The sequence below is a fragment of the Janthinobacterium sp. FT14W genome, assembly GCF_009208755.1.
Classification (GTDB): domain Bacteria; phylum Pseudomonadota; class Gammaproteobacteria; order Burkholderiales; family Burkholderiaceae_D; genus Janthinobacterium; species Janthinobacterium violaceinigrum.
Map to the genome: position 1 here is coordinate 80373 of NZ_WFLL01000019.1, position 20248 is coordinate 100620.

At 67.9% G+C, this 20248-nt stretch carries 16 protein-coding genes; 11 read left to right on the plus strand and 5 right to left on the minus strand.

Features of this window, described 5'->3' with window-relative positions; translation table 11 throughout:
- The first annotated feature begins 10 nt into the window (after positions 1–10).
- From GCN74_RS14650 to GCN74_RS14680, 7 genes are all read left to right on the plus strand, one after another.
- On the plus strand, positions 11–1804 hold the full coding sequence (locus tag GCN74_RS14650; protein ID WP_152257359.1) for an MFS transporter: 1794 nt from the start codon (positions 11–13) through the stop codon (positions 1802–1804).
- Between the two features lie 222 nt (positions 1805–2026).
- Positions 2027–3424: an amino acid permease gene (locus tag GCN74_RS14655; RefSeq protein ID WP_152257360.1), complete on the plus strand. Its 1398-nt coding sequence runs from the start codon at positions 2027–2029 to the stop codon at positions 3422–3424.
- Positions 3425–3483: 59 nt separating this feature from the next.
- On the plus strand, positions 3484–4770 hold the full coding sequence (locus tag GCN74_RS14660) for a DUF445 domain-containing protein (protein ID WP_152257361.1): 1287 nt from the start codon (positions 3484–3486) through the stop codon (positions 4768–4770).
- Between the two features lie 413 nt (positions 4771–5183).
- Positions 5184–6989, plus strand: a complete 1806-nt coding sequence (locus GCN74_RS14665) for a PHA/PHB synthase family protein (protein ID WP_152257362.1) — start codon at positions 5184–5186, stop codon at positions 6987–6989.
- Positions 6990–7020: 31 nt separating this feature from the next.
- Positions 7021–7866: a universal stress protein gene (locus GCN74_RS14670; RefSeq protein WP_152257363.1), complete on the plus strand. Its 846-nt coding sequence runs from the start codon at positions 7021–7023 to the stop codon at positions 7864–7866.
- A 102-nt stretch (positions 7867–7968) separates the two neighbouring features.
- Positions 7969–9033, plus strand: coding sequence for an alpha/beta fold hydrolase (locus tag GCN74_RS14675; RefSeq protein WP_152257364.1), 1065 nt, complete (start codon positions 7969–7971; stop codon positions 9031–9033).
- An 80-nt stretch (positions 9034–9113) separates the two neighbouring features.
- A complete protein-coding gene (locus GCN74_RS14680) occupies positions 9114–9812 on the plus strand; it encodes an alpha/beta hydrolase (protein WP_152257365.1) in 699 nt (232 codons plus the stop codon).
- A gap of 204 nt (positions 9813–10016) precedes the next feature.
- On the opposite strand, the gene GCN74_RS14685 is transcribed toward GCN74_RS14680, so the two are convergent.
- The gene (locus GCN74_RS14685) at positions 10017–11003 is read right to left on the minus strand and encodes a magnesium and cobalt transport protein CorA (RefSeq protein ID WP_193317088.1); all 987 of its coding nucleotides are present in this window, start codon (positions 11001–11003) and stop codon (positions 10017–10019) included.
- 240 nt (positions 11004–11243) lie between these two features.
- Between GCN74_RS14685 and GCN74_RS14690 the strand changes: the two genes are divergently transcribed.
- The 3 genes from GCN74_RS14690 (at position 11244) to GCN74_RS14700 (ending at position 15168) form a co-directional block, all read left to right on the plus strand.
- Positions 11244–11723 (plus strand): sigma-70 family RNA polymerase sigma factor, encoded by a 480-nt coding sequence (locus GCN74_RS14690; RefSeq protein WP_226939047.1) that lies wholly within the window; start codon positions 11244–11246, stop codon positions 11721–11723.
- Positions 11702–12688, plus strand: coding sequence for a FecR domain-containing protein (locus GCN74_RS14695; protein ID WP_152257367.1), 987 nt, complete (start codon positions 11702–11704; stop codon positions 12686–12688). Before GCN74_RS14690 ends, GCN74_RS14695 begins: the two co-directional genes overlap by 22 nt.
- Positions 12689–12750: 62 nt before the next feature.
- Positions 12751–15168, plus strand: coding sequence for a TonB-dependent siderophore receptor (locus GCN74_RS14700; RefSeq protein WP_226939048.1), 2418 nt, complete (start codon positions 12751–12753; stop codon positions 15166–15168).
- A 52-nt stretch (positions 15169–15220) separates the two neighbouring features.
- Here GCN74_RS14700 and GCN74_RS14705 read toward each other — a convergent pair whose 3' ends face one another.
- From GCN74_RS14705 to GCN74_RS14715, 3 genes are all read right to left on the minus strand, one after another.
- Positions 15221–17590 carry a TonB-dependent siderophore receptor gene (locus tag GCN74_RS14705; protein ID WP_152257368.1) on the minus strand — a complete coding sequence of 790 codons (2370 nt, stop codon included), beginning with the start codon at positions 17588–17590 and terminating at the stop codon, positions 15221–15223.
- 93 nt (positions 17591–17683) lie between these two features.
- Positions 17684–18670: a DUF4880 domain-containing protein gene (locus GCN74_RS14710; RefSeq protein WP_152257369.1), complete on the minus strand. Its 987-nt coding sequence runs from the start codon at positions 18668–18670 to the stop codon at positions 17684–17686.
- On the minus strand, positions 18667–19185 hold the full coding sequence (locus tag GCN74_RS14715; protein ID WP_226939049.1) for a sigma-70 family RNA polymerase sigma factor: 519 nt from the start codon (positions 19183–19185) through the stop codon (positions 18667–18669). The genes GCN74_RS14710 and GCN74_RS14715 overlap by 4 nt, the downstream gene beginning before the upstream one ends.
- Positions 19186–19313: 128 nt before the next feature.
- Here GCN74_RS14715 and GCN74_RS14720 point away from each other — a divergent pair, with 128 nt between their 5' ends.
- Positions 19314–19805 (plus strand): hypothetical protein, encoded by a 492-nt coding sequence (locus GCN74_RS14720; RefSeq protein WP_152257370.1) that lies wholly within the window; start codon positions 19314–19316, stop codon positions 19803–19805.
- Positions 19806–19969: 164 nt separating this feature from the next.
- Here GCN74_RS14720 and GCN74_RS14725 read toward each other — a convergent pair whose 3' ends face one another.
- Positions 19970–20185, minus strand: a complete 216-nt coding sequence (locus tag GCN74_RS14725; protein ID WP_152257371.1) for a hypothetical protein — start codon at positions 20183–20185, stop codon at positions 19970–19972.
- Positions 20186–20248: the final 63 nt, after the last annotated feature.

Here is a 20248-nt window from a genome sequence, read left to right on the forward strand (position 1 = left end):
CGGAGTTTTCATGCACGACACGTCACACAAGGCCCCCGTGTGGGCCATGCGCTACCTGCTATTTATTGCCGGCATGGGGGGATTGCTGTACGGCATAGACATCGGCATCATCGCCGGCGCCCTGCCTTACCTGGAATCGACGGCCTCCGTGGCCTGGAAACTGACGGCCCAGCAGCTGAGCTTTATCGTCGCCGCCGTGCTGCTGGGTTCCGTCCTCTCGTCGCTGTTCGCCGGCGCCCTGGCCGACATCCTGGGCCGGCGCTGGGTGATGTTCCTGGCCGGCGCCCTGTTCAGCGCCAGCATCCCCCTGATCGCGCTGGCCGACGGCTACATGCCGCTGCTGCTGGGCCGCCTGCTGCAAGGCATCAGCGGCGGCTTGATCGGCGTCGTCGTGCCCCTGTACCTGGCCGAATGCCTGCCCGCGCAGCAGCGGGGACGGGGCGCCGCCCTGTTCCAGCTGCTGCTGACCATCGGCCTGGTGGCCGCCGCCCTGATCGGCCTGCTGCAGGCGCAGACGGTGGAAACGGCCACGCAGGCGGCGCAAGCGCTGCCGGAAGCGGGCCGCATCGCCGCCATTTTTAGCGCCAAGGACCACGCCTGGCGCAGCATCTTCTGGGTCTGCCTGACGCCGGGCCTGGTGTTTACCATCGGCGCCCTGCTGCTGGCCGAGTCGCCGCGCTGGCTGGCCCGCCGCGGCCGTGTCGAACAGGCGCGCCAGTCGCTGCTGCGCACGCGCCTGCCCGCCGCCGCCGACCTGGAACTGCGCGAAATGCTCGATACCCCCGAGAATGCGGCCAGGACGAGCGGCGCGGCCAAGGTCAAGGACCCGCTGCTGAGCCGCCGCTATGTGCTGCCCTTCCTGCTGGCCTGCCTGATCCTGGCCTGCACGCAGGCGACGGGCATCAATTCCATCCTCGCGTATGTCGTCAATATCCTCAACCAGGCGGGCCTGTCGGGCGCCTCGGCCAACATGGCCGACGTCCTGCTGAAAGTGCTGAACGCCGTGATGACGGTGGTGGCCGTGCTGCTGGTGGACCGCAAGGGCCGCAAATTCCTGCTGATGCTGGGCACGGGCGGCATCGTCGTCTCCCTGCTGGCGGCCGGCCTGCTGTTCCGCGGCGCCGAGGCGCACCTGGCCGACGTGCGTCCCGCCATCGCGGCGCAAGTGCAGGCCGACGGCCTGGCCGTGCACCTCGATGCGGCCACCCTGGCGGCCCTGGGCGCGGCGGCCGACGGCACGCCGCAGCAGCTGACCATCGCCTACGCCTACGGCCCCTTCACCAACGTGAAAAGCCTGCGCAGCGACGACCCCGTGCTGCGCCAGGTGACGATCGCCCGCGAAGACGCCGTGCAGGCCGACAGCGTGATCGGCGCGTTCTTCCGCAAGCTGCACCTGAACCCGTTCGCCGACCCGGCCGCCGGGCGCGACGCGGCGCTGCGCATCGAGAAGGCCAGCCTGGGCCCCGTGCCCTCGCCCACGCACGGCTGGCTGGTGGCGATCGCCATCTGCGTGTTCGTTTCCAGCTTTGCCGTGGGACCGGGCGTGTGCGTGTGGCTGGCCCTGTCCGAGCTGATGCCGACCCGCATCCGCTCGAACGGCATGAGCATCGCGCTGCTGGTCAACCAGTTCGTCTCGACGGTGATCGCCGCCATCTTCCTGCCCACCGTCGGCTTGCATGGCTATTCGACCCTGTTCTTCTTCGGCGCCGGCTGCACCGTGCTGTATTTCCTGGCGGCAGCATTTTTGTTGCCGGAGACGAAGGGCAAGACCCTGGAAGAAATCGAAGCCCATTTTTCGAAATAGCCAAACAGGCAACTATTTACTCCATCAAAGCAGTCTCCTTTACAGCCCCGGTCCATCATCCCGGGGCTTTTTTTCGGCCCTGCCGCCGTGCCCCCGTGGCTGGCGCGCACGGCACAGTACATATTTCCTTCTAGAATGCCTGCCGCCTGGGCTAGAATCTGGCTGCGTCGTGCTACTCACGAGGCGGCAATGGCGCCATGACAAAAATTACCAGGAGACACAGTGAGCTTATTTAGAACCAAGAATTTGGATGATATGATCGCCCACAGCAAGAAGCCGGGAGGACTGGCGAAAGTGCTGGGCCCGTTTGACCTGGTGCTCATGGGCATAGGCGCCATCGTCGGCACCGGTATTTTCGTACTCACCGGCACGGGTGCGCTGACGGCCGGCCCCGCCCTGTCGCTGTCCTTCGTCGTGGCGGCCGTGGCCTGCTGCTTCGCCGCCCTGTGCTATGCGGAATTTGCCTCCACCGTACCGGTGGCCGGCTCCATCTACACCTACAGCTACGCCACCCTGGGCGAGCTGGCCGCCTGGATGATAGGCTGGGACTTGCTGCTCGAGTACGGCCTGGCCGCGGCCGCCGTCTCCGTCGGCTGGTCCGGCTACTTCCAGTCACTGCTGTCGGGCTTTGGCATCGTGCTGCCCGTCGCACTCACCGCCGCGCCCGGCGCGCTGCCCGGCGTAACCACCTTCATCAACCTGCCCGCCCTCGTCATCATGCTGGCCCTGACGGCCATGCTGGGCTGGGGCGTGCGCGAATCGGCCCGCCTGAACAACATCATGGTGGCCATCAAGGTGGGCGTGGTGCTGCTGTTCATCATCTTCGGCGCGCGCCACGTGCAGCCGGCCAACTGGCAGCCCTACATGCCATTCGGCTATCACGGCATGCTGAGCGCGGCCGCCCTCGTGTTCTTCGCCTTCATCGGCTTCGACGCCGTCACTTCGGCCGCCGAGGAAGTCAAGAAGCCGTCGCGCGACTTGCCGATCGGCATCATCGGCTCGCTGGCCGTGTGCGCCGTGCTGTACGTGGTGGTGTCGGCCATCATGACGGGTATCGTGCCCTACCAAAAATTCCTCGGCGTCGACCATCCCGTTTCGCTGGCCCTGCAATATGCGGGCGAAAACTGGATCGCCGGCTTCGTCGACTTGGGCGCCATCCTCGGCATGACCACCGTGATCCTCGTGATGGCCTTCGGCCAGACGCGCATCATCTTCGCCATGTCGCGCGACGGCCTGCTGCCCAAGCGCCTGTCCACCGTGCACCCGCGCTTCCACACGCCGTTCTTCGCCACCTGGCTGGTGGGCATCGTGTTCGGCCTGATCGCCGCCGTGATCCCGCTCAACATCCTGGCTGAACTGATCAACATCGGCACCCTGGCCGCCTTCACCATGGTGTCCGTGGCCGTGGTGGTGCTGCGCAAGCGCCGTCCCGACCTGCCGCGCGCCTTCCGCTGTCCCGGCGTGCCATTTGTGCCGGCGCTGGCCGTGGTGCTGTGCGTGGGCCTGATGAGCTTTCTCAGCTGGGTCACCTGGGTGGCCTTCACCATCTGGCTGGTGATCGGCCTGGTCATCTACTTCGGCTACGCGCGCCGCCGTTCGCTGCTGCACCCGCAACAGTAATCGCATCACTGCGCCATCGCAGTAAGATGGCGGTCCCGCAACCCTGCAGGCCGCCATCCATGCAACGTTCCCCCGACCTCATCGCACAACTGGACCAGAGCACGGACCAGCTCAGGCGCGCGCGCCTGCGCAGCATGCAGTGGCTGGCCGCGGGCTTGCTGCTGCTGGCCGCGCTGGTCTTTGCCGTGGCCCGCTCGCAGCGGGGCGGCCATCCCGCCTGGGGCTATGTGGAAGCGTTTGCCGAGGCGGCTATGGTCGGGGCGATTGCCGACTGGTTCGCCGTCGTGGCCCTGTTCCGCCACCCGCTGGGCATCCCCCTGTGGCATACGGCCATCATCCCGAACAGCAAGGCGGACATCGGCCGCAGCCTGGGCGCCTTCGTGGAAAACCATTTCATTACCGAACAAGGCATCGCCGAACGCATGGTGCAAGCCGATCCTGCCGCGCGGCTGGGCGCCTGGCTCGGCGACGCGACCCACGCGCGGCAGCTGGGCATGGCCAGCGCCGGCGTCGCCAGGCAATTGCTGGCGATGGCCGACCATGAACAGCTGGGACGCCTGCTGCGCGAGCAGGCCAGCAGCTACCTGGGCCAATTGAAGGTGTCGGACGTGGCGGCCGATTGCATCGATGCGCTGATCGCCGACGGCAAGCCGCAGCTGCTGCTGGACTTCATGCTCGACCGCAGCGCCGCCTACCTGGACGACGAGCGCCACCACGCCGCCATCGGCGACTTCGTGCTGGACGCCTTCCAGATCGAAAACGCGCTGGTGAAAAAGGCCGTGAAGGCATACGAGCCGCGCATGATCGCCTCGCTGCAAAAGTTTGCCGTCGCCGTGCGCATCGATCCGGCCCACCCGCTGCGCCAGCGCATCGCCGGCTGGATCGCCGACAGCGCCCTGCACCTGAAGGCCGACCCGCACTGGCAGGAGACGGTGCGCCGCTACCAGCTGCAGCTGGTCGCCAGCGACACGGTGCAAGCCATGCTGGGCGACGTCTGGAACCACCTCCGCACGCGCCTGCAAGCCGACCTGCACGCGGACCAGCCCGCGCTGGCCCAAGCGATCGCCGGCCTGGCGCGCAACACGGGCCAGGTGCTGGGCACGGATACGGCCGCGCGGGCATGGCTGAACGCTGCCATCGTCGCCGGCAGCGGCGCGCTGGTGCGCCGCTACCGGGGCGAGGTGGGCGCCTTCATCGCCGCCCGCCTGGACCTGTGGAGCAAGGAAGAGATGAGCGAACGCATCGAACTGGCCATCGGGCGCGACCTGCAATTCATCCGCATCAACGGCACTATCGTGGGCGGCCTGGCCGGCCTGCTGCTCTATACCCTCAGCCGGGCGTTTTGAAGCATGCTCACCAGCGCGGGCCGGAGCCGCATGGTTGACGCCGGCCTCGCGCCACTCGTCCAGCAGATCGATCAGACCCGTGCGCGCCAGCCTGCGGCATGGCGGCCTCTCCACTCCAGCGGCTGGCCCGAGGAACTGGTGACGACCAGGGGAATAGCGCCCGCCGCGGGCTTGGGCAGCAGTTCGAGGCCTTCGAGCCTGCCCAGCGGGCCTGCGATATGGACCGGGCCGGGCCGGGCCCGGGTGCCGCAGCTGCATGCGCACGAGGAGATCGCGCGCCCCGCCGTGCAGGCGTACATGGCGTGGATCATCGACGAGGCACAGACGCCAGGCGCATCCAGCCAAACTTGATATAGATCATAATTTTTTGAACAAGCTCTTGCTATCCTGTGAAAAAATGACAGGAGTCCTGGATGAGCACAGCGCGGCAGGCGAATACGGAGCAGACAAGGGAACATGAGCGCCAGGGCAGCGCCTGGCAAGGGGTGCCCGTGCCCGATTACCCGGAAAGCGCGCCCGAAGGCGCCACCCTGGACTTGCTGCTGAACGCCTGGCTGGGCAAGTTCACGGGCGGCATATCGCCGGCCGCGCTGGGCAACGCCTATGCGGACTGGCTCAGCCACCTGGCGCTGGCGCCATCGAAGCAGCAAACCCTGCTGCAGGAAGCGTGGAAGAAGATCGCCCGCTGGCAGCAGTACGCCGTACAGTCCGCGCTGCAGGGCGCCGACGGGGCACAGCCGTGCATCGCCCCGCTGCCGCAGGACCGGCGCTTCGACGATCCCGCGTGGCAGCGCTGGCCGTACAACCTGGTCTACCAGGGCTTTTTGCTGCAGCAGCAGTGGTGGCACCGCGCCACGACGGGCGTGCGCGGCGTCGCGCCGCACCACGAGGATGTCGTCACGTTCACCGTGCGCCAGTGGCTCGACATGCTGGCGCCATCGAACTTCATGCTGACCAATCCCGTGGTGCAGCAAGCCACCTTGGCAAGCGGCGGCGCCAACCTGGCGCGCGGCATGGCCCACCTGGCCGACGACTGGCAGCGCGCCGCCATGGGCCAGCATGCGCCCGACCAGCGCAGCTACCAGGCAGGCGGCAACGTGGCCGTCACGCCGGGCAAGGTCGTCTACCGCAACGACCTGATCGAACTGATACAGTACGCGCCCGCGACAGAGCGCGTGCATGCCACGCCCCTGCTGTTCGTGCCCGCCTGGATCATGAAGTTCTATATCCTCGACCTGTCGCCGCACAATTCGCTGGTGCGCTACCTGGTGGGACAGGGCCACACGGTGTTCATGATTTCGTGGAAAAACCCCACGGAAGAAGACCGCGAACTGTCGCTGGAAGACTACCGCCAGCTGGGCGTGATGGACGCGCTCGACGCGGTGGGCGCCATCACGGGCGCGCCGCAGGTGCACGCGGCCGGCTACTGCCTGGGCGGCACCCTGCTGGCGATCGCCGCCGCCAGCATGGCGCGCGATGGCGATGCGCGCCTGGCCAGCATCACCATGCTGGCGTCGCAGGTGGATTTCAAGGAACCGGGCGAACTGTCGCTGTTCATCGACGACAGCCAGGTCAGCTTCCTGGAGGCGGCCATGTGGAAGCAGGGCTACCTCGATACGAAGCAGATGGCGGGCGCCTTCCAGCTGCTGCGCTCGAACGATCTGGTCTGGTCGCGCCGCCTGCGCCACTACCTGCTGGGCGAGGATGAACAGGACAGCGACCTGATGGCCTGGAACGCGGACGCCACGCGCATGCCCTGCCGCATGCACTCGGAATACCTGCGCCGCTTGTTCCTGCACAACGACCTGGCCGAAGGCCGCTACCGCACGGCAGGCCGGCATATCGCCCTGCCCGACATCGGCGCGCCCATCTTCGCCGTCGGCACCCTGACGGACCACGTGGCGCCGTGGCGCTCCGTCTACAAGCTGCAGCTGCTGACCGACACGGACGTCACCTTCCTGCTCACCTCGGGCGGCCACAATGCGGGCGTGGTCTCGCCGCCGGGCCAGCCGCGCCGCAGCTACCAGCTGGCCACGCACCGCCACGACGAACCCTACATCGACGCGGACAGCTGGCAGCGCGACGTGCCGCGCCACGACGGTTCGTGGTGGCCCGCCTGGCAAGCGTGGCTGGCAGCGCGCCCCGGTGCGCTGGCGGCGCCGCCGCCCATGGGCCCCGACCTGGGCGACGCGCCCGGCAGCTACGTGCTGCAGACGTGACAACCGACAACCGACAACCGAGGAAAACGCCATGCCCTACACCACCGTGCTCGTCCACGTAGACAATTCCCGCCACTGCGCCCAGCGCATCCGCCTGGCCGTGCGCCTGGCCATCGCCGAAGGCGCCCACCTGATCGGCTCGGCCATGAGCGGCATCTCGCGCTACGCGTATGGCGGCGGCGTCAATGCGCTGCAGTTCGCGCCCGCGCAGATGCAGGCGCTGCGCACCCAGGCCAGCGTAGCGCTGCACGATTTCGAGCGCATCGCCCGCGAAGAAGGCCTGGCCACCTGCGAAACGCGCTTCGTCGACGACGATGCGCAGGGCGCGCTGCTGCTGCAGGCGCGCTATTGCGACTTGCTGATACTGGGCCAGACGGACGCGCAGGATACGCCGTCGCGCGTCATCGCCGGCACGCCCGAATACCTGATGCTGCATTGCGGCCGGCCCGTGCTGATGGTGCCGCACGCGCCTTCCGCCCCGCTGGCGGGCACCGCGCAGCATCCGCTGCTGGCCTGGAACGGCAGCGCCGAAGCGCTGCGCGCCATCACCGATGCGCTGCCGCTGCTGCAGCGCGCGCAGCAGGTGACCCTGGCCGTCGTCAACTCGCACGCCCAGCCGGCCGCGCATGGCGAGCAGCCGGGCGCCGACCTGGCCCTGTACCTGGCGCGCCATGGCGTCAACGTCGAGGTGCTGCAGCACGACACGCCGCCGGGCCAGGACGTGGGCACGGCCCTGCTGGCGATGGCGGCACAGCGGCGCTGCGACCTCGTCGTGATGGGCTGCTACGGCCACATGCGCCTGCGCGAAGCGCTGCTGGGCGGCGTCACGCGCACGGTGCTGCAGGACATGACCGTGCCCGTGCTGGTGTCGCACTAGCGCGGCCGGCAGGTCCTTCAGCCGACCTTCACCTGTCCCTCATCTGCGCTTCATGCGCGGTGCCGATACTGGCCATGCCCTCATCCCCACAAGGAGTACCGCATGACCAGACCACACTACGCCCTCTCCCATTTCCACGCCCGCCGGCACCTGCTGCTCGGCCTGGGCGCGCTGGCAGGCCTGGCCGCCTGCGGCGGCAGTTCGCTGCCGCGCGCCTCCGCGGTGACGGACCGCCAGGTCGGCGTCGCCCCCGGCGTCAGCCTGCATGTGCGCGACTGGCCCGCGGCGCAGGGCAGCGGCGGCGACGCCGACGTGATTGTGCTGCTGGCCGGCCTGGGCGGCAACGCGCATGCCTTCGACAGCCTGGCGCCCGCGCTGGCGCGCCGCCACCGCGTGCTGGCCATCACGCGGCGCGGCTACGGTTCATCGGGCAAGCCATCGCCCGCCGGCGACGCCAGCTACGCTCCCGCCACCCTGGTGGCCGACCTGCTGGCCGTGCTCGACGCACTGCAGGTACCGCGCATCATCCTGGCCGGCCACTCCATCGCCGGCAACGAGCTGACCCTGTTCGCCGGCAGCCACCCGCAGCGCGTGCGGGGACTCGTCTACCTGGACACGACATTCGACTACCTGGCCAGCGGCGGCTATGAGCCGCCCACAGCCACTCCCTTCGACGAACCGCAGCCGGGCCCCGCCGACCTGGCGTCGATGGGCGCCTCGATCGCCTATGCCAGGCGGATCAACAAGCAATGGTGGCCCGCGCTGGAGGCGAACTGGCGCGATGCGCTGGAAGTTCTGCCCGACGGTTCGGTGCGGCCAAACACGCCGCCCGCCGTCGCCACGGCCATGGACATGGCCGCGCACAATTTCTCGCCCGACTACCGCCGCGTGCGCGTGCCGGCACTGGTCGTCAGCGTCGATCCCGGCACCCTGCGCAACCTGTTTCCATGGCTGCTGCAGTCCGATCCCGCCACCCAGGCCGCCGCCCAGGCGGTGCTGGACGGGTTCCGCCCTTTCCGCCTGGCCGACGGCGAGCGCCTGGCCGCCGCCCTGCCCGGCAGCCGCCGCCTGGTGATCCGCGACGGCTTCCACAGCGATTTCTTCATCGAGCATGAAAGCGCCGTCGTCGAGGCCATCGAGACCATGCGCTGGGAAGGTCTACAATGAGCGTGCAATTGCCCGCCGCGCAGTGAGCAGTCGTTCATGGCGCGGTCTTCGCCGTTTCCCTTGTCCCAAGGAGTATCCGCATGAGCCAGCAAGCCACCATCGTCCTCGTCCACGGTTTCTGGGGCGGCGCCGCCCACTGGAGCCGCGTCATTGCCGAATTGCGGCGCCAGGGCCACACGGCCATCCGCGCCGTCGAACTGCCGTTGACGTCGCTGGCCGACGACGCCGAGCGCACGCGCAAGATGGTGGCGCAAGTCGATGGCCCGGTGTTGCTTGTAGGACACTCCTACGGCGGCGCCGTCATCAGCGTGGCCGGCAATGCGCCGAACGTGGCGGGCCTCGTGTACATCGCCGCCTTCGCCCCCGACGCGGGCGAGAGCGCGGGCAGCATCACGCAGGAACACCCGCCCCTGGCCGCGGCCAGCCTGGAAGGCGACAGCGACGGCTATCTGTGGGTCAGGCCCGCGCAATACCATGACAGCTTTTGCCAGGACCTCGATGCGGAAGAAGGCGCCGTGCTGGGCGTGGTGCAGAAAGCCCCGCTGGCCGGCACGTTCGGCGACACCGTCAGCGACCCGGCCTGGCGCCACAAGCCCAGCTGGTACCAGATTTCCAGCGCCGACCGCATGATTTCCCCCGTCAACCAGGAGCGCATGGCGGCGCGCCTGCAGGCGCGGAAAGTCATCACGCTCAACGCCAGCCACGCTTCGCTGGCCTCGCGTCCCGTGGAAGTGACGGCGCTGATCCTGGAAGCGGCTGCGGCGCTGGCCGGAGCATAGGCAAAAAGAAGGCTCCTGGGGAGCAGGAGCCTTGTGGCGTCGGACGCGTCATGCCTGCAAGCGCCGGGGTAGTCGCTGCAGCCGGACACGGCATCCACGCCAAGGAGGTCATGACCATGTGCCACCTTCGCCAGGACAACTTCATCGTAGCAGCTAATTGCGCGGCAAAACTCTCCAATATTTGCACGATGGCGGCGTTTGCCGCTACAGCCAGCCATCCTTCTTCAAACGGCGGTGCAGCAGATAGCAGCCGACAAAGATGCCGACGATGACGGCCGGATAACTGCCGCGCCATTTCAGCTCCGGCATGAACTCGAAGTTCATGCCGTACAGGCTGAACACCATGGTGGGCACGGCCAGGATGGCGCCCCAGCCGGCCAGGCGCTTGACGACTTCGTTCTGGCGGATCGAGATCTGGCCCAGCGCCACCTGCATGGCCGAATTGACCATTTCGCGCATCTGCCCCGCCGTGTGCGTGACCCGTTTCACGTGATCGAGGATGTCGCGGTAATAGATGCGGTTTTCCTTGGGCACGATATCGCCATGGAAGCGGATCAGCTGGGTGCAGATTTCATGCAGCGGGTTGACGGCCGCGTCCAGCTTCAGCAGCTCCGTCTTGAGCTGGTAGAAATCCTGCAGCTTGTCTTCACTCAGACTGGGCTTGAACAGCTGGGTTTCATATTGCTGGAACTTCGCCTGCAAGTGGTCGATGCAGGGCTGATACTGGTCGACGATGAAGTCGATGATGGAATACAGCACGTAGCCGGGTCCGCTGGCCAGTTTCTCCGGCACGCTCTCCTTGCGCTCGCGCAACTTCGCATAGCCGGTCGAGGGGCCGTGCCGCACGGTAATGATGAAGCGGCAGCCCAGGAAGACATGGGTTTCGCCGTACACGATGGCGTCGCCATCGAGGCTGGCCGTGTGCAGCACCATGAACAGGGTGTCGCCGTATTCTTCCAGCTTGGGCCGCTCGTGCGCCCCTTCCGCATCCTCGACGGCCAGTTCGTGCAGGCCGAAGGCCGCTTGCAGCGCCTGCATGGCGGCCGTATCGGGGCTGGCCAGGCCGATCCACACGAAACTGGCGGGGTCGTCGAGGAAGTCGCCCACCTTGTCGATATCGAAGTGGGCGATCTTCCTGCCACCGCGATAGGCTTCGCAATTGACGACGGCGGCGTGGGCACTCAGGTCCATGGTGATTTTCGGATAGTGGCGGCAATATGGGGGGCCAGTATAGCGGAAAGAGCATGATTGCCCTGCCAGCGGAGCTGCCGCATTGACATTCAGGCACGTCAATGTAAAATGAGAACCATTCGCATTTAAGAAGAGCCTGCACGCGCCTGCGCCAGCGGCACGGGGACTTCCGCGCCCAACCTGGAGTGTGCCGTGACGTATGCCGTATCCCCTGCCGCCGAGCCCCAAGGCCCACCATCATTGAGTCAGCTGTATGGCCAGCACCATCCGTGGCTGCTGCGCTGGCTGCGCGGCAAGCTGTCATGCACGGACCACGCGGCCGACCTGGCGCAGGATACCTTCGTCAAGCTGCTGGCCACGCCCGGCGAGCGCGCATTCACCCTGCGCGAGCCGCGCGCCTACCTGACCACCGTGGCGCGGCGCCTGCTGATCGACCATTACCGCCGCCAGTCGCTGGAACAGGCCTGGCTGGCCACCCTGGCGCAGCTGCCCGCGCCCGTCACGCCGTCGGCCGAAGAGCGCCTGCTGATCCTGGAAACCCTGCACCGCATCGACGCCATGCTCGACGGCCTGGGCGCGAAGGTGCGCACGGCCTTCCTGCTGTCGCAGCTCGAAGGCATGGCGTATGCCGACATCGCCGCGCGCCTGAGCATCAGCGAGCGCACGGTGAAACGCTACATGGTGCAGGCGCTGGCGCAATGCATCCTGCTGGCGGCATGAACGCGGCCGTCGATGCGCGCGCCGCGCATGCAGCGGCGCACTGGATGATGCGGCTGCAAGGCGGCGAACTGGACGACGAGGCGCGGCAGGGCCTGGCCCGCTGGCGCGCCCGCCATCCGCGCAATGAAGCGGCCTGGCAACGGGCCGAGCAAGTGTGCCGCACCTTCGGCATGCTGCCCGCGCCGCTGGCCGCGACCTTGTCCATGCCCGTGCTGGACCGCCCGGCCGGCGCACAGCGCCGCGCCGCCCTGAAAACCCTGGCCGTGCTGATCGTTGCCGGACCCGCCGGCTGGGCCATGCTGCGCGTGGCGCCATGGCAGCAATGGTCGGCCGGCGTGCGCACGGCCACGGGTGAAATCCGCCACCTCGCCTTGGCCGATGGCAGCAAGCTCAGCCTGAACACGGCCAGCGCGGCCGATATCGCCTACGGCGACGCGCTGCGCCTGGTCCGGCTGCGCGGCGGAGAACTCCACGTGGCCACCAGCGCCGATGCGCGCCAGCGCCCCTTCATCGTGCGTACCAGCAATGGCAGCATCCGCGCCCTCGGCACGCGCTTCACGGTGCGCCAGGAAGACAGCCTGCTGGACGCACGCACCCACGTGGCCGTGGCGCAAGGCGCCGTCGAAGTGCGGCCCGCCGGCGGGCGCCCCGTCATTCTGCAGGCGGGCTGGCAAGCCAGCTTCGACGGGACGGCCGCCAGCGCGCCGCAGCCGCTGGCGCCCCATGCGGACGCCTGGACCAGGGGATTGCTGTATGCGGACGACACGCCGCTGGCCCAGGTGCTGGCGCAGCTGGCCCGCTACCGCCACGGCGTGGTGCGCTGCGATCCGGCCGTGGCGCGGCTGCGCGTGTCGGGCGTGTACCGGCTGCATGACACGGATCAATTGCTGTCATTGCTGCAGGCTTCGCTGCCCATCCGCGTGCGGCGCCACAGCCGGTTCTGGATTTCCGTCGAGCCGGCATAAAAATTTCTAAAAAGAATGTCCCTTTCGCGCATGTGCCCCGTCAATCCACACAGGACCAACACATGAACGAAGGGAAACAAGCAATGAAGCATTACCGCACTACCCGCATGACCCTGGCCCTGCTGGGCAGCCTGGCCCTGGCGCCGCTCGCGCACGCGCAGCAGCGCCAGGAAGCGCCCGCGCGCCACTACCAGGTGGCGCCCGGCCCCCTGGGCACGGCCCTGTCCGCCTTTGCGGCCGATGCGGGCGTCAGCATTTCCGGCGCCGCCAGCCTGTACGCGGGCTTGCACAGCCGCGGCTTGAACGGCAACTACCAGGTGGCCGAGGGCTTTGCCCGCCTGCTCGACGGCAGCGGCCTCATTGCCATCGAGCAGGGCGGCGGCAACTATGCCGTGCGCCTGCAGCCCTCGGCCGCCGACGCCGCCACCCTGCCCGGCATCGCCGTGCGCGCCACGGCCGAGCGCAGCACCAGCACGGAAGGCACGCACTCGTACACGACGCCGGCCACGGCCAGCGCCACGGGCCTGGTGCTGTCCCTGCGCGAGACGCCGCAATCGGTCAGCGTCATCACGCGCCAGCGCATGGACGACCAGGACTTGCTGACGGTGCGCGACGTGCTGCGCAACACGCCAGGCATCGCCGTCAACCAGTTCGACACGGAACGCAGCACCTTTTCCGCGCGCGGCTTCGACGTCGACAATTTCCAGTACGACGGCGTGCCCACCACGTACAAGGTGCAGTATTCGGGCGGCGAATCGGAAATGGATTCGCTGATCTACGACAGGGTGGAGGTGACGCGGGGCGCCACGGGCTTGCTGACGGGCGCCGGCTATCCGTCCGCCTCGATCAATCTGGTGCGCAAACGGGCCAGCGCCAGGCAGTTCGAGGGGCAGCTGTCACTGGCGGCGGGATCGTGGAGCGACTACCGGGGCACGGCCGACCTGGCCGCACCGCTGAACGAAGACGGCTCCGTGCGCGGCCGGGTGGCGGGCGCCTGGCAGGACCGCAAGTCGTTTACCAATGGCTATGCGAACCAGCGCCAGCTCGTCTACGCCACCGTCGAGGCGGACCTGGCGCCCGGCAGCGTGGCCATGCTGGGCGCCAGCTACCAGAAAAACGACCCGAAAGGCAGCAACTGGGGCGGCTTCCCCCTGTGGTACAGCGACGGCACGCGCACCGATTTCGACCGTTCCGTCACCACGGCGCCCCGCTGGTCCGCCTGGGCCACGCAGCAGACGAACGTGCACGCCACCGTCGAGCACGCGCTGGGCCAGGGCTGGAAGGCGCAGGCGCAAGCCATGTACAGCAAGCACACGGAAGACACGCCGCTGGTGTTCCTGGCCGAACGGCCGGACAAGGTCACGGGCCTGGGCATGCTGGGCTACCCGAACCGCTACATCGGCGCGCGCGACCAGAGCAGCATGGACGTGAAAGTCTCGGGGCCGTTCAGCCTGGGCGGACGCCAGCATGAAGTCATCGTGGGCGCCAACTACACGGTGCAGCACGCCGAATTCAAGGTCAAGGAAGCGCTCGACCCTGAACCGATCGGCAACTTCCTGGCCTGGGATGGCAGCTACCCGCAGCCCGCCTGGGGCGAGCCCGTGCTGTCGGAACGATACACGACCAAGCAATATGGCGCCTACGGCGCGGCGCGCCTGAACGTTGCCGACAACACCAAATTGATACTCGGCGGGCGCCTGAGCCGCTGGGACAAGGACCGCATCGGCTTTGACGGCAGCGCCCGCTTCGCCTTTGCCAAGAGCAAGTTCGTGCCGTATGCGGGCGTGGTGGTCGATCTGAACGGCACGTATTCGGCGTATGCCAGCTACACGGACATCTTCCGCCCGCAGGAAAACCAGGACCGCACGGGCGCCTGGCTGGACCCGCTGACGGGGCAAAGCCTGGAAGCGGGCTTGAAGGGAGAATTGGCCGGGGGCCGGGCCAACGCATCCATCGGCATCTTCGAAATCAGGCAGGACAAGCTGGCCCAGCCGGACGGCGCCCACCATATTCCCGGCACCACCACGCAAGCGTACTATGCGGCGCGCGGCGCCACCAGTCGCGGCATCGAGGGGGAACTGTCGGGCCGCCTGGCGCCGGGCTGGAACGTGACGGCCAGCGCCAGCCACTTCCGCGCCAAAGACCGCGAGCAGCAGGACATCAACACCCTGTCGCCCCGCTCGACGGCGCGCCTGTTCACCACCTGGAAGGTAAAGCCCGACCTCACCGTGGGCGGCGGCATCAACTGGCAAAGCAAGTTCTACTTTGACGACGAGGGGCCGGACGGCAAGGAAAGAGTGACGCAGGAGGGCTACAGCACGGTGAGCCTGATGGCCACGTACCAGTTGTCGCGCCAGCTGACGGCCCAGCTGAACGTGGAAAACGCGCTGGACAAGAAGTACATCAACATCAATACCTACGCGCAAGGCACGTACGGCATGCCGCGCAGCGTGCGGGCAACGTTGACGTACCGCTTCTGACGGCCATGCAAACCGGGCGCCCGGCACCCGGTTTGCGCGACATCCGGATCAATCAGTAGCGGTAGTTCAAACTCAGCATCGCATTGCGCGGGTCGCCGTAGCTGACGCGGCGGCCCGTGCTGATGCCGTAATAGCTGCGATCCGTCAGGTTGTTGAAGTTGAGGGACAAGGCCAGGCGGTCGGAGATCTGGTAGCGCGCCATGGCGTCGAACACGGCGTAGGAAGCCTGGTGCACGGTGGTCAGGCCGCCGCGCACGGCCCGGGTTTGCTGCCAGGTGCGCGCTTGCCAGCGGGCGCCGCCGCCCACCGTCAGGCGCGGCATGGGCTGCCAGGTGCTGTACAGGCTCAGCTGGTCTTCCGGCGCCAGGGTATTGACCTTGCCGCCGGCGTCGCGCGCCACCTTGTGCGTGTAGCCGGCCTGCAGCTGCCAGCCCGGCATCAGCTGGCCCGACACTTCCAGCTCCACGCCGCGCGAGCGCACGCCGTCGATGGCGCGGTAGGCATCCATGCCCGTCACCCTGTTGACCTCGTCGACCGATTCTGCGTAGTTATCCTGGCGCACCTCGAAGGCGGCCGCGCTGGCATTCAGGCGGCCGTTCAGGAACACGCCCTTCACGCCCGCCTCGATATTCTTGCCCAGCACGGGGTCCAGCGTCCGGTTGTTCACGTCGCGGCTGTTTTGCGGGCTGAAGATATCGCTGTAGCTGGCAAACGCCGTCAGGTCGGGCGCGAAATCCCAGGTCAAGCCCGCGTACGGCGTGAAGATCGACGCTTCGTCGATGCCGGCCGTGGGATTCTCGTACGAGGACAAACGCCCGCCGAGGATCACGTGCACGCCTTGCGGCAGCGAAAAGCGGCCCGTCGCATACACGGCCTTCTGGCGGATGACTTCGCGCGCCGTGTCCAGTACCCACTGCGGCTCCGGCACTTCGCCCCGGTAGGTATGGATATTGTCGACATCGATGAAGGAATACGGGCTGAAGACGTCGTCCGACTGCTTGCGGTAGGCGTTCGCGCCCACCACCAGTTCATGCGTGCGGCCCAGCAGGGCGAACGGCCCCTTCGCGTACACGTCCAGGCCATTGCTGGTGGCGTCGCTGTTGTACTGGCGCGCCGTGACGGCGGTGCCGCTGCCGTCCGCCTTCGGGAAGCTGTCGAGGTAGGCGACGGGCGCGTACAGCGCGTTGGCCTGGTGGATCAGGCGCAGATTGGCCATCCAGCCGTTGTCGAGCCTGTGTTCGAGCGAGGCAAAGACGGATTTGGCTTCCGTCTGCTGCGTGCTCCAGGTGGGCGCGCCGTTGAACGAACGGGGCATGGTGAAACGCTTGCCGTCCGCGTCGAACAGGGGCGCGCCGCCCCAGTCGCTGTTGCGCGGCACCGTGTGCTGGTAGTCGGCGCCCACGGTCAGCAGGGTGCGCGGCGACAGATCCGCTTCCACGGTGCCATACGCGAGTTCCGAACGGCGCTGGTAGCGGTCGACGAACGAGTGCTTGTCCTGGTACGAGGCCACGGCGCGCGCGCGCACGCTGCCGCTGTCGTTCAAGGGGCCGCCCACGTCGGCCATGCCGCGGTAGTTGCTCCACGATCCCGCCGACAGGTCGGCCAGCGCGCGCAGTTCGCGCGTGGGCTTCTTGCGGATCAGGTTGACGGTGGCGCCCGGCGTGCCGGCGCCGCTCATCAGCGCGTTCGCGCCCTTCAGCACTTCGACCCGGTCGTACAGGTCCATATTGGCCAGCGATTCGCCCAGGTTCAGGGACGCGTCGCGCGTCCACGGCAAGCCGTCGTAGCTGAAATTGTCGAGCGAAAAACCGCGCGCATAATAGATCGTGCGTTCGCTGTCGATGTGCTGCACGTACACGCCCGGCGTATGCTTCAGCACTTCGCTCAGCTGCACCAGGCCGAAATCGTCCATCTGCTGGCGCGTGACGACGCTGATCGCATGCGGCGTTTCGCGCGGCGACAGCACCAGGCGGTTGGCCGTGCTGACGGCGCCCGTCGTGTAGGACCCCGTGTCTTCCGTCACCTGGCCCAGGTAATTGGTGGTGATCAGCACTTCCGGCATGGTGGCCTCGGGCCGGGCGGCCGCCTGCACTGCGCGCTGCACGGTATAGACACCGCTGTCCGTCTTCAGCAAGGCCAGCTGCGTGCCCTGCAAGGCGCGGCGCAGCGCCTGTTCCGCCGTGAAATCGCCCTGCACGGGGGCGGCGCTGACGCCGCGCGCCAGTTCCGCATCGATGGAAATGCGCACGCCGCCACGGCTGGCAATCGCAATCAGGCTCGCGTTCAACGGCTGAACGGACACGTCGTAGCGCATGGTGGCAGGCGCGGTTTGCACGGAGGGCGTCTGCGCCAGGACGGCGGGCGCGGCACAGGAAAGTAACAGTACAGCCAGGGGAATCTGGCGCATCGACAATGGTGGCATGCTGGGACTCTATCTAGGTGGTGAAGGAAAAGTGGTGCTACACCAGGTATGAGCCGCGGCGCGCCAAAAGTGACAGTGCCGGCGCAAAATAAATCAGCCGTGTTTCAGATCAATGCCGGACCACCAGCCGCCGGGACCTTGCCGCAAGGTGACCGGCAGGGTTTCCGCCAGCGCCAGCAGGGTGGCGCCGCTGTCGTCGAGCGAGTAATTGCCCGACACGCGCAGCGCGGCGGCGGCCGGCGTGATGTCGATATAACCGTGGCGATACGGCCGCAAGGCGGCCACCAGATCGCCCAGCGGCTGGTCGACGGCCACCAGCATGCCCTGCTCCCACGCCGTCGCCTGGCTTGCCGCCCACTCCGGCAGCAGGCGCAGGCGCTCCCCGTCGAAACGCGCCGCCTGGCCCTGGCGCAGCACGCGCGACAAGCCCTTGCCGGCGGGACGCACTTCCGCGTCGCCGTGCACGGCCAGCGCCACGGTGCCCCGTTCTTCGCGCCGCAGCATCAGCGCGCCGCCCTGCGCCGCCACCGTGCCGTGCTTGCTGCACAGCAAGAAGGGAGTAGACCCCGCCGCCACGCGCGCCAGCAGCTGGCCCTGGCGCAAAGTAGCTTGCCGGTGTCCATGGCCGACATCCGTGTCGGCCGAGGAACGGGCATCCAGGGTCAGCACGCTGCCGTCGGCCAGCGCAAAGCGGCCCCGCGTGGCCGTGGCCGTATGCAGGTCGGCGCTCCAGTCCGGCAAGAAAGGACTGCCGCGCAGCAGCCAGGCGCCGCCGAACGCCGCGCCGGCCAGGCACAGGGCGCCCTGCAGCAGCTGGCGCCGCTGCCTGTCGTGCTGCGCGGCGCGGGCCAGGGTCTGTCCGACGGCCCCCGCCCCGCCCGCGCCCTGCAGCGGGCCGACGCTATGTTCCACGGCTTGCCCCAGGGTGCGCCACGCGGCCGCATGGCGCGCATCGGCCGCCAGCCAGCGCGCAAACGCCTGGTGCTGGCCCGCATCGGCTTCGCCCGAACTGAGCTCGACCAGCCAGCCGATGGCGGCATCCTGGACGGAAGGTGCAGGCATCGATGGGGAAACGCTCATGCCGCGTCCGCGGCGGCCAGGCAGCAGCGCAAGCCTTGCGCCATGTACTGGCGCACCATGCTGGCCGACACCCCCAGTGCATCGGCGATCTGCGCATACGTGAGGCCGTCGAGCTGGCTCATCAGGAAGGCGCGGCGCGCCTTGACGGACAGGGTGTCGAGCGCGCGCGACAGGCGCTCCAGCGCTTCGAGCAGTACGGCGCGCTCTTCCGGCGACGGCTGCACGGCGTCCGGCAGCCGGGCCAGGGTCTCGATGTACGCCTGCTCGATAGCGCGCCGCCGCCACTGCTGCAGCAAGATGCTTTTCGCCACCGTCGTCAGGTAGGCGCGCGGCTCGCGGATGGCGGCCAGGCGCCCCGCATGCAGCACGCGCACGAAGGTTTCCGACGCCACATCCTCCGCTTCCGCCCGGTTACGCAAGCGCAACAGCAGGCGCTGCAGCAGCCAGCCCTGGTGGCCCGTGAACAGGCTGGCGGCCAGGGCGGCGTCATTCGAGGGAAAAAGCAAGGCAGACAAGGAGCGATCCGGCGATATGAATGATAATGATTCTCATTATATTGCAGGGACTGGAGGATGTGGCGCAATTTTGCTATGGTTGTCCTGCGCGAACAACGCCGCCCACCTTTTGAAAGCACTGCCGCTCCATGTCCAGCCTCCCGATAGACGCCCTCTCCGTGATTGCACGCCAGTGCATTGCCGCCAGTTGCTTGCAGCGCTTTTGCCGGCGCCATGGCATCGGCCACCCGGCCCTGTCCGCATTCACCGATCACGCCTGGAACGTGGCGCAGCTCGGGCCCGGCGATTTTGCCTCCTGGCAGCAAGGCTTCGCCTGCCTGCCCATTACGGGCATGGGCGACCCGTGGCCGGACGACGCATGCCAGGCCGTCCCCGGGCATCTGCTCGACACCCTGGTGCAGCTGGTGCAACACGTGCTGGAAACGAGCGCATCGACCTGGTATGGCGACGATCTGCCGGCAAGCAGGCGGCAGCTGGAAGCGGTCTTGCGCATCTGCGGGCAGCACGGCGTGGCCGTGCCGGAGCTGGAACAATATGGACAACACGATGCTTCACTGCGCGCAGGCTGGGGGCCGGCCCTCACGGACGCGGAGCTTATCGCCTGGAAAGCGCTTGTGTAGCTAATCCGGGCTAACCCGGGCGCGCAGCGACATGCCGTGCCGCCAGTTGCACTTATTCCAACTTGAACAAGACATTCACGCTCTGCTCCAATGCGATGCTGCCCGGCGCGCGGACGGCCGACGAAGGCTCCGTGGGAGGAATGAAGGGCGGCGGCGCGAAACCCTCATTGCCTGAACGCATCATCCGGGTGGCGGCGCTGGCCATTGACGTCGAGGCTCACTGGCATCAGGACGGGCGGCGGTGCAGCACCGGCCTGGGCGGACGCGGTCACCGCTTCCGCCGCGCCCGCCACCTGGGGCACGGCCACGGCCGTGGCCGACAGCGCGCGGGCGATCAGCAAGCAGCGCCGGCCCGCATCGATGTGATTACACTCTGTCATGTCGCGCTTCCTCCTGGCTGTGGACTGGCTGGGTGGGCGCATGCGGGCCCGAACTGCCAGTCG

Bases quoted from the DNA above. Each gene is read 5' to 3' on its own strand.
- GCN74_RS14705 (WP_152257368.1), bottom strand. From the start codon at position 17,590: ATGCCACCATTGTCGATGCGCCAGATTCCCCTGGCTGTACTGTTACTT.
- GCN74_RS14680 (WP_152257365.1), top strand. From the start codon at position 9,114: ATGAGCCAGCAAGCCACCATCGTCCTCGTCCACGGTTTCTGGGGCGGC.
- GCN74_RS14685 (WP_193317088.1), bottom strand. From the start codon at position 11,003: ATGGACCTGAGTGCCCACGCCGCCGTCGTCAATTGCGAAGCCTATCGC.
- GCN74_RS14660 (WP_152257361.1), top strand. From the start codon at position 3,484: ATGCAACGTTCCCCCGACCTCATCGCACAACTGGACCAGAGCACGGAC.
- GCN74_RS14650 (WP_152257359.1), top strand. From the start codon at position 11: ATGCACGACACGTCACACAAGGCCCCCGTGTGGGCCATGCGCTACCTG.
- GCN74_RS14700 (WP_226939048.1), top strand. From the start codon at position 12,751: ATGAACGAAGGGAAACAAGCAATGAAGCATTACCGCACTACCCGCATG.
- GCN74_RS14695 (WP_152257367.1), top strand. From the start codon at position 11,702: ATGCATCCTGCTGGCGGCATGAACGCGGCCGTCGATGCGCGCGCCGCG.
- GCN74_RS14675 (WP_152257364.1), top strand. From the start codon at position 7,969: ATGACCAGACCACACTACGCCCTCTCCCATTTCCACGCCCGCCGGCAC.
- GCN74_RS14725 (WP_152257371.1), bottom strand. From the start codon at position 20,185: ATGACAGAGTGTAATCACATCGATGCGGGCCGGCGCTGCTTGCTGATC.
- GCN74_RS14670 (WP_152257363.1), top strand. From the start codon at position 7,021: ATGCCCTACACCACCGTGCTCGTCCACGTAGACAATTCCCGCCACTGC.
- GCN74_RS14720 (WP_152257370.1), top strand. From the start codon at position 19,314: ATGTCCAGCCTCCCGATAGACGCCCTCTCCGTGATTGCACGCCAGTGC.
- GCN74_RS14665 (WP_152257362.1), top strand. From the start codon at position 5,184: ATGAGCACAGCGCGGCAGGCGAATACGGAGCAGACAAGGGAACATGAG.
- GCN74_RS14710 (WP_152257369.1), bottom strand. From the start codon at position 18,670: ATGAGCGTTTCCCCATCGATGCCTGCACCTTCCGTCCAGGATGCCGCC.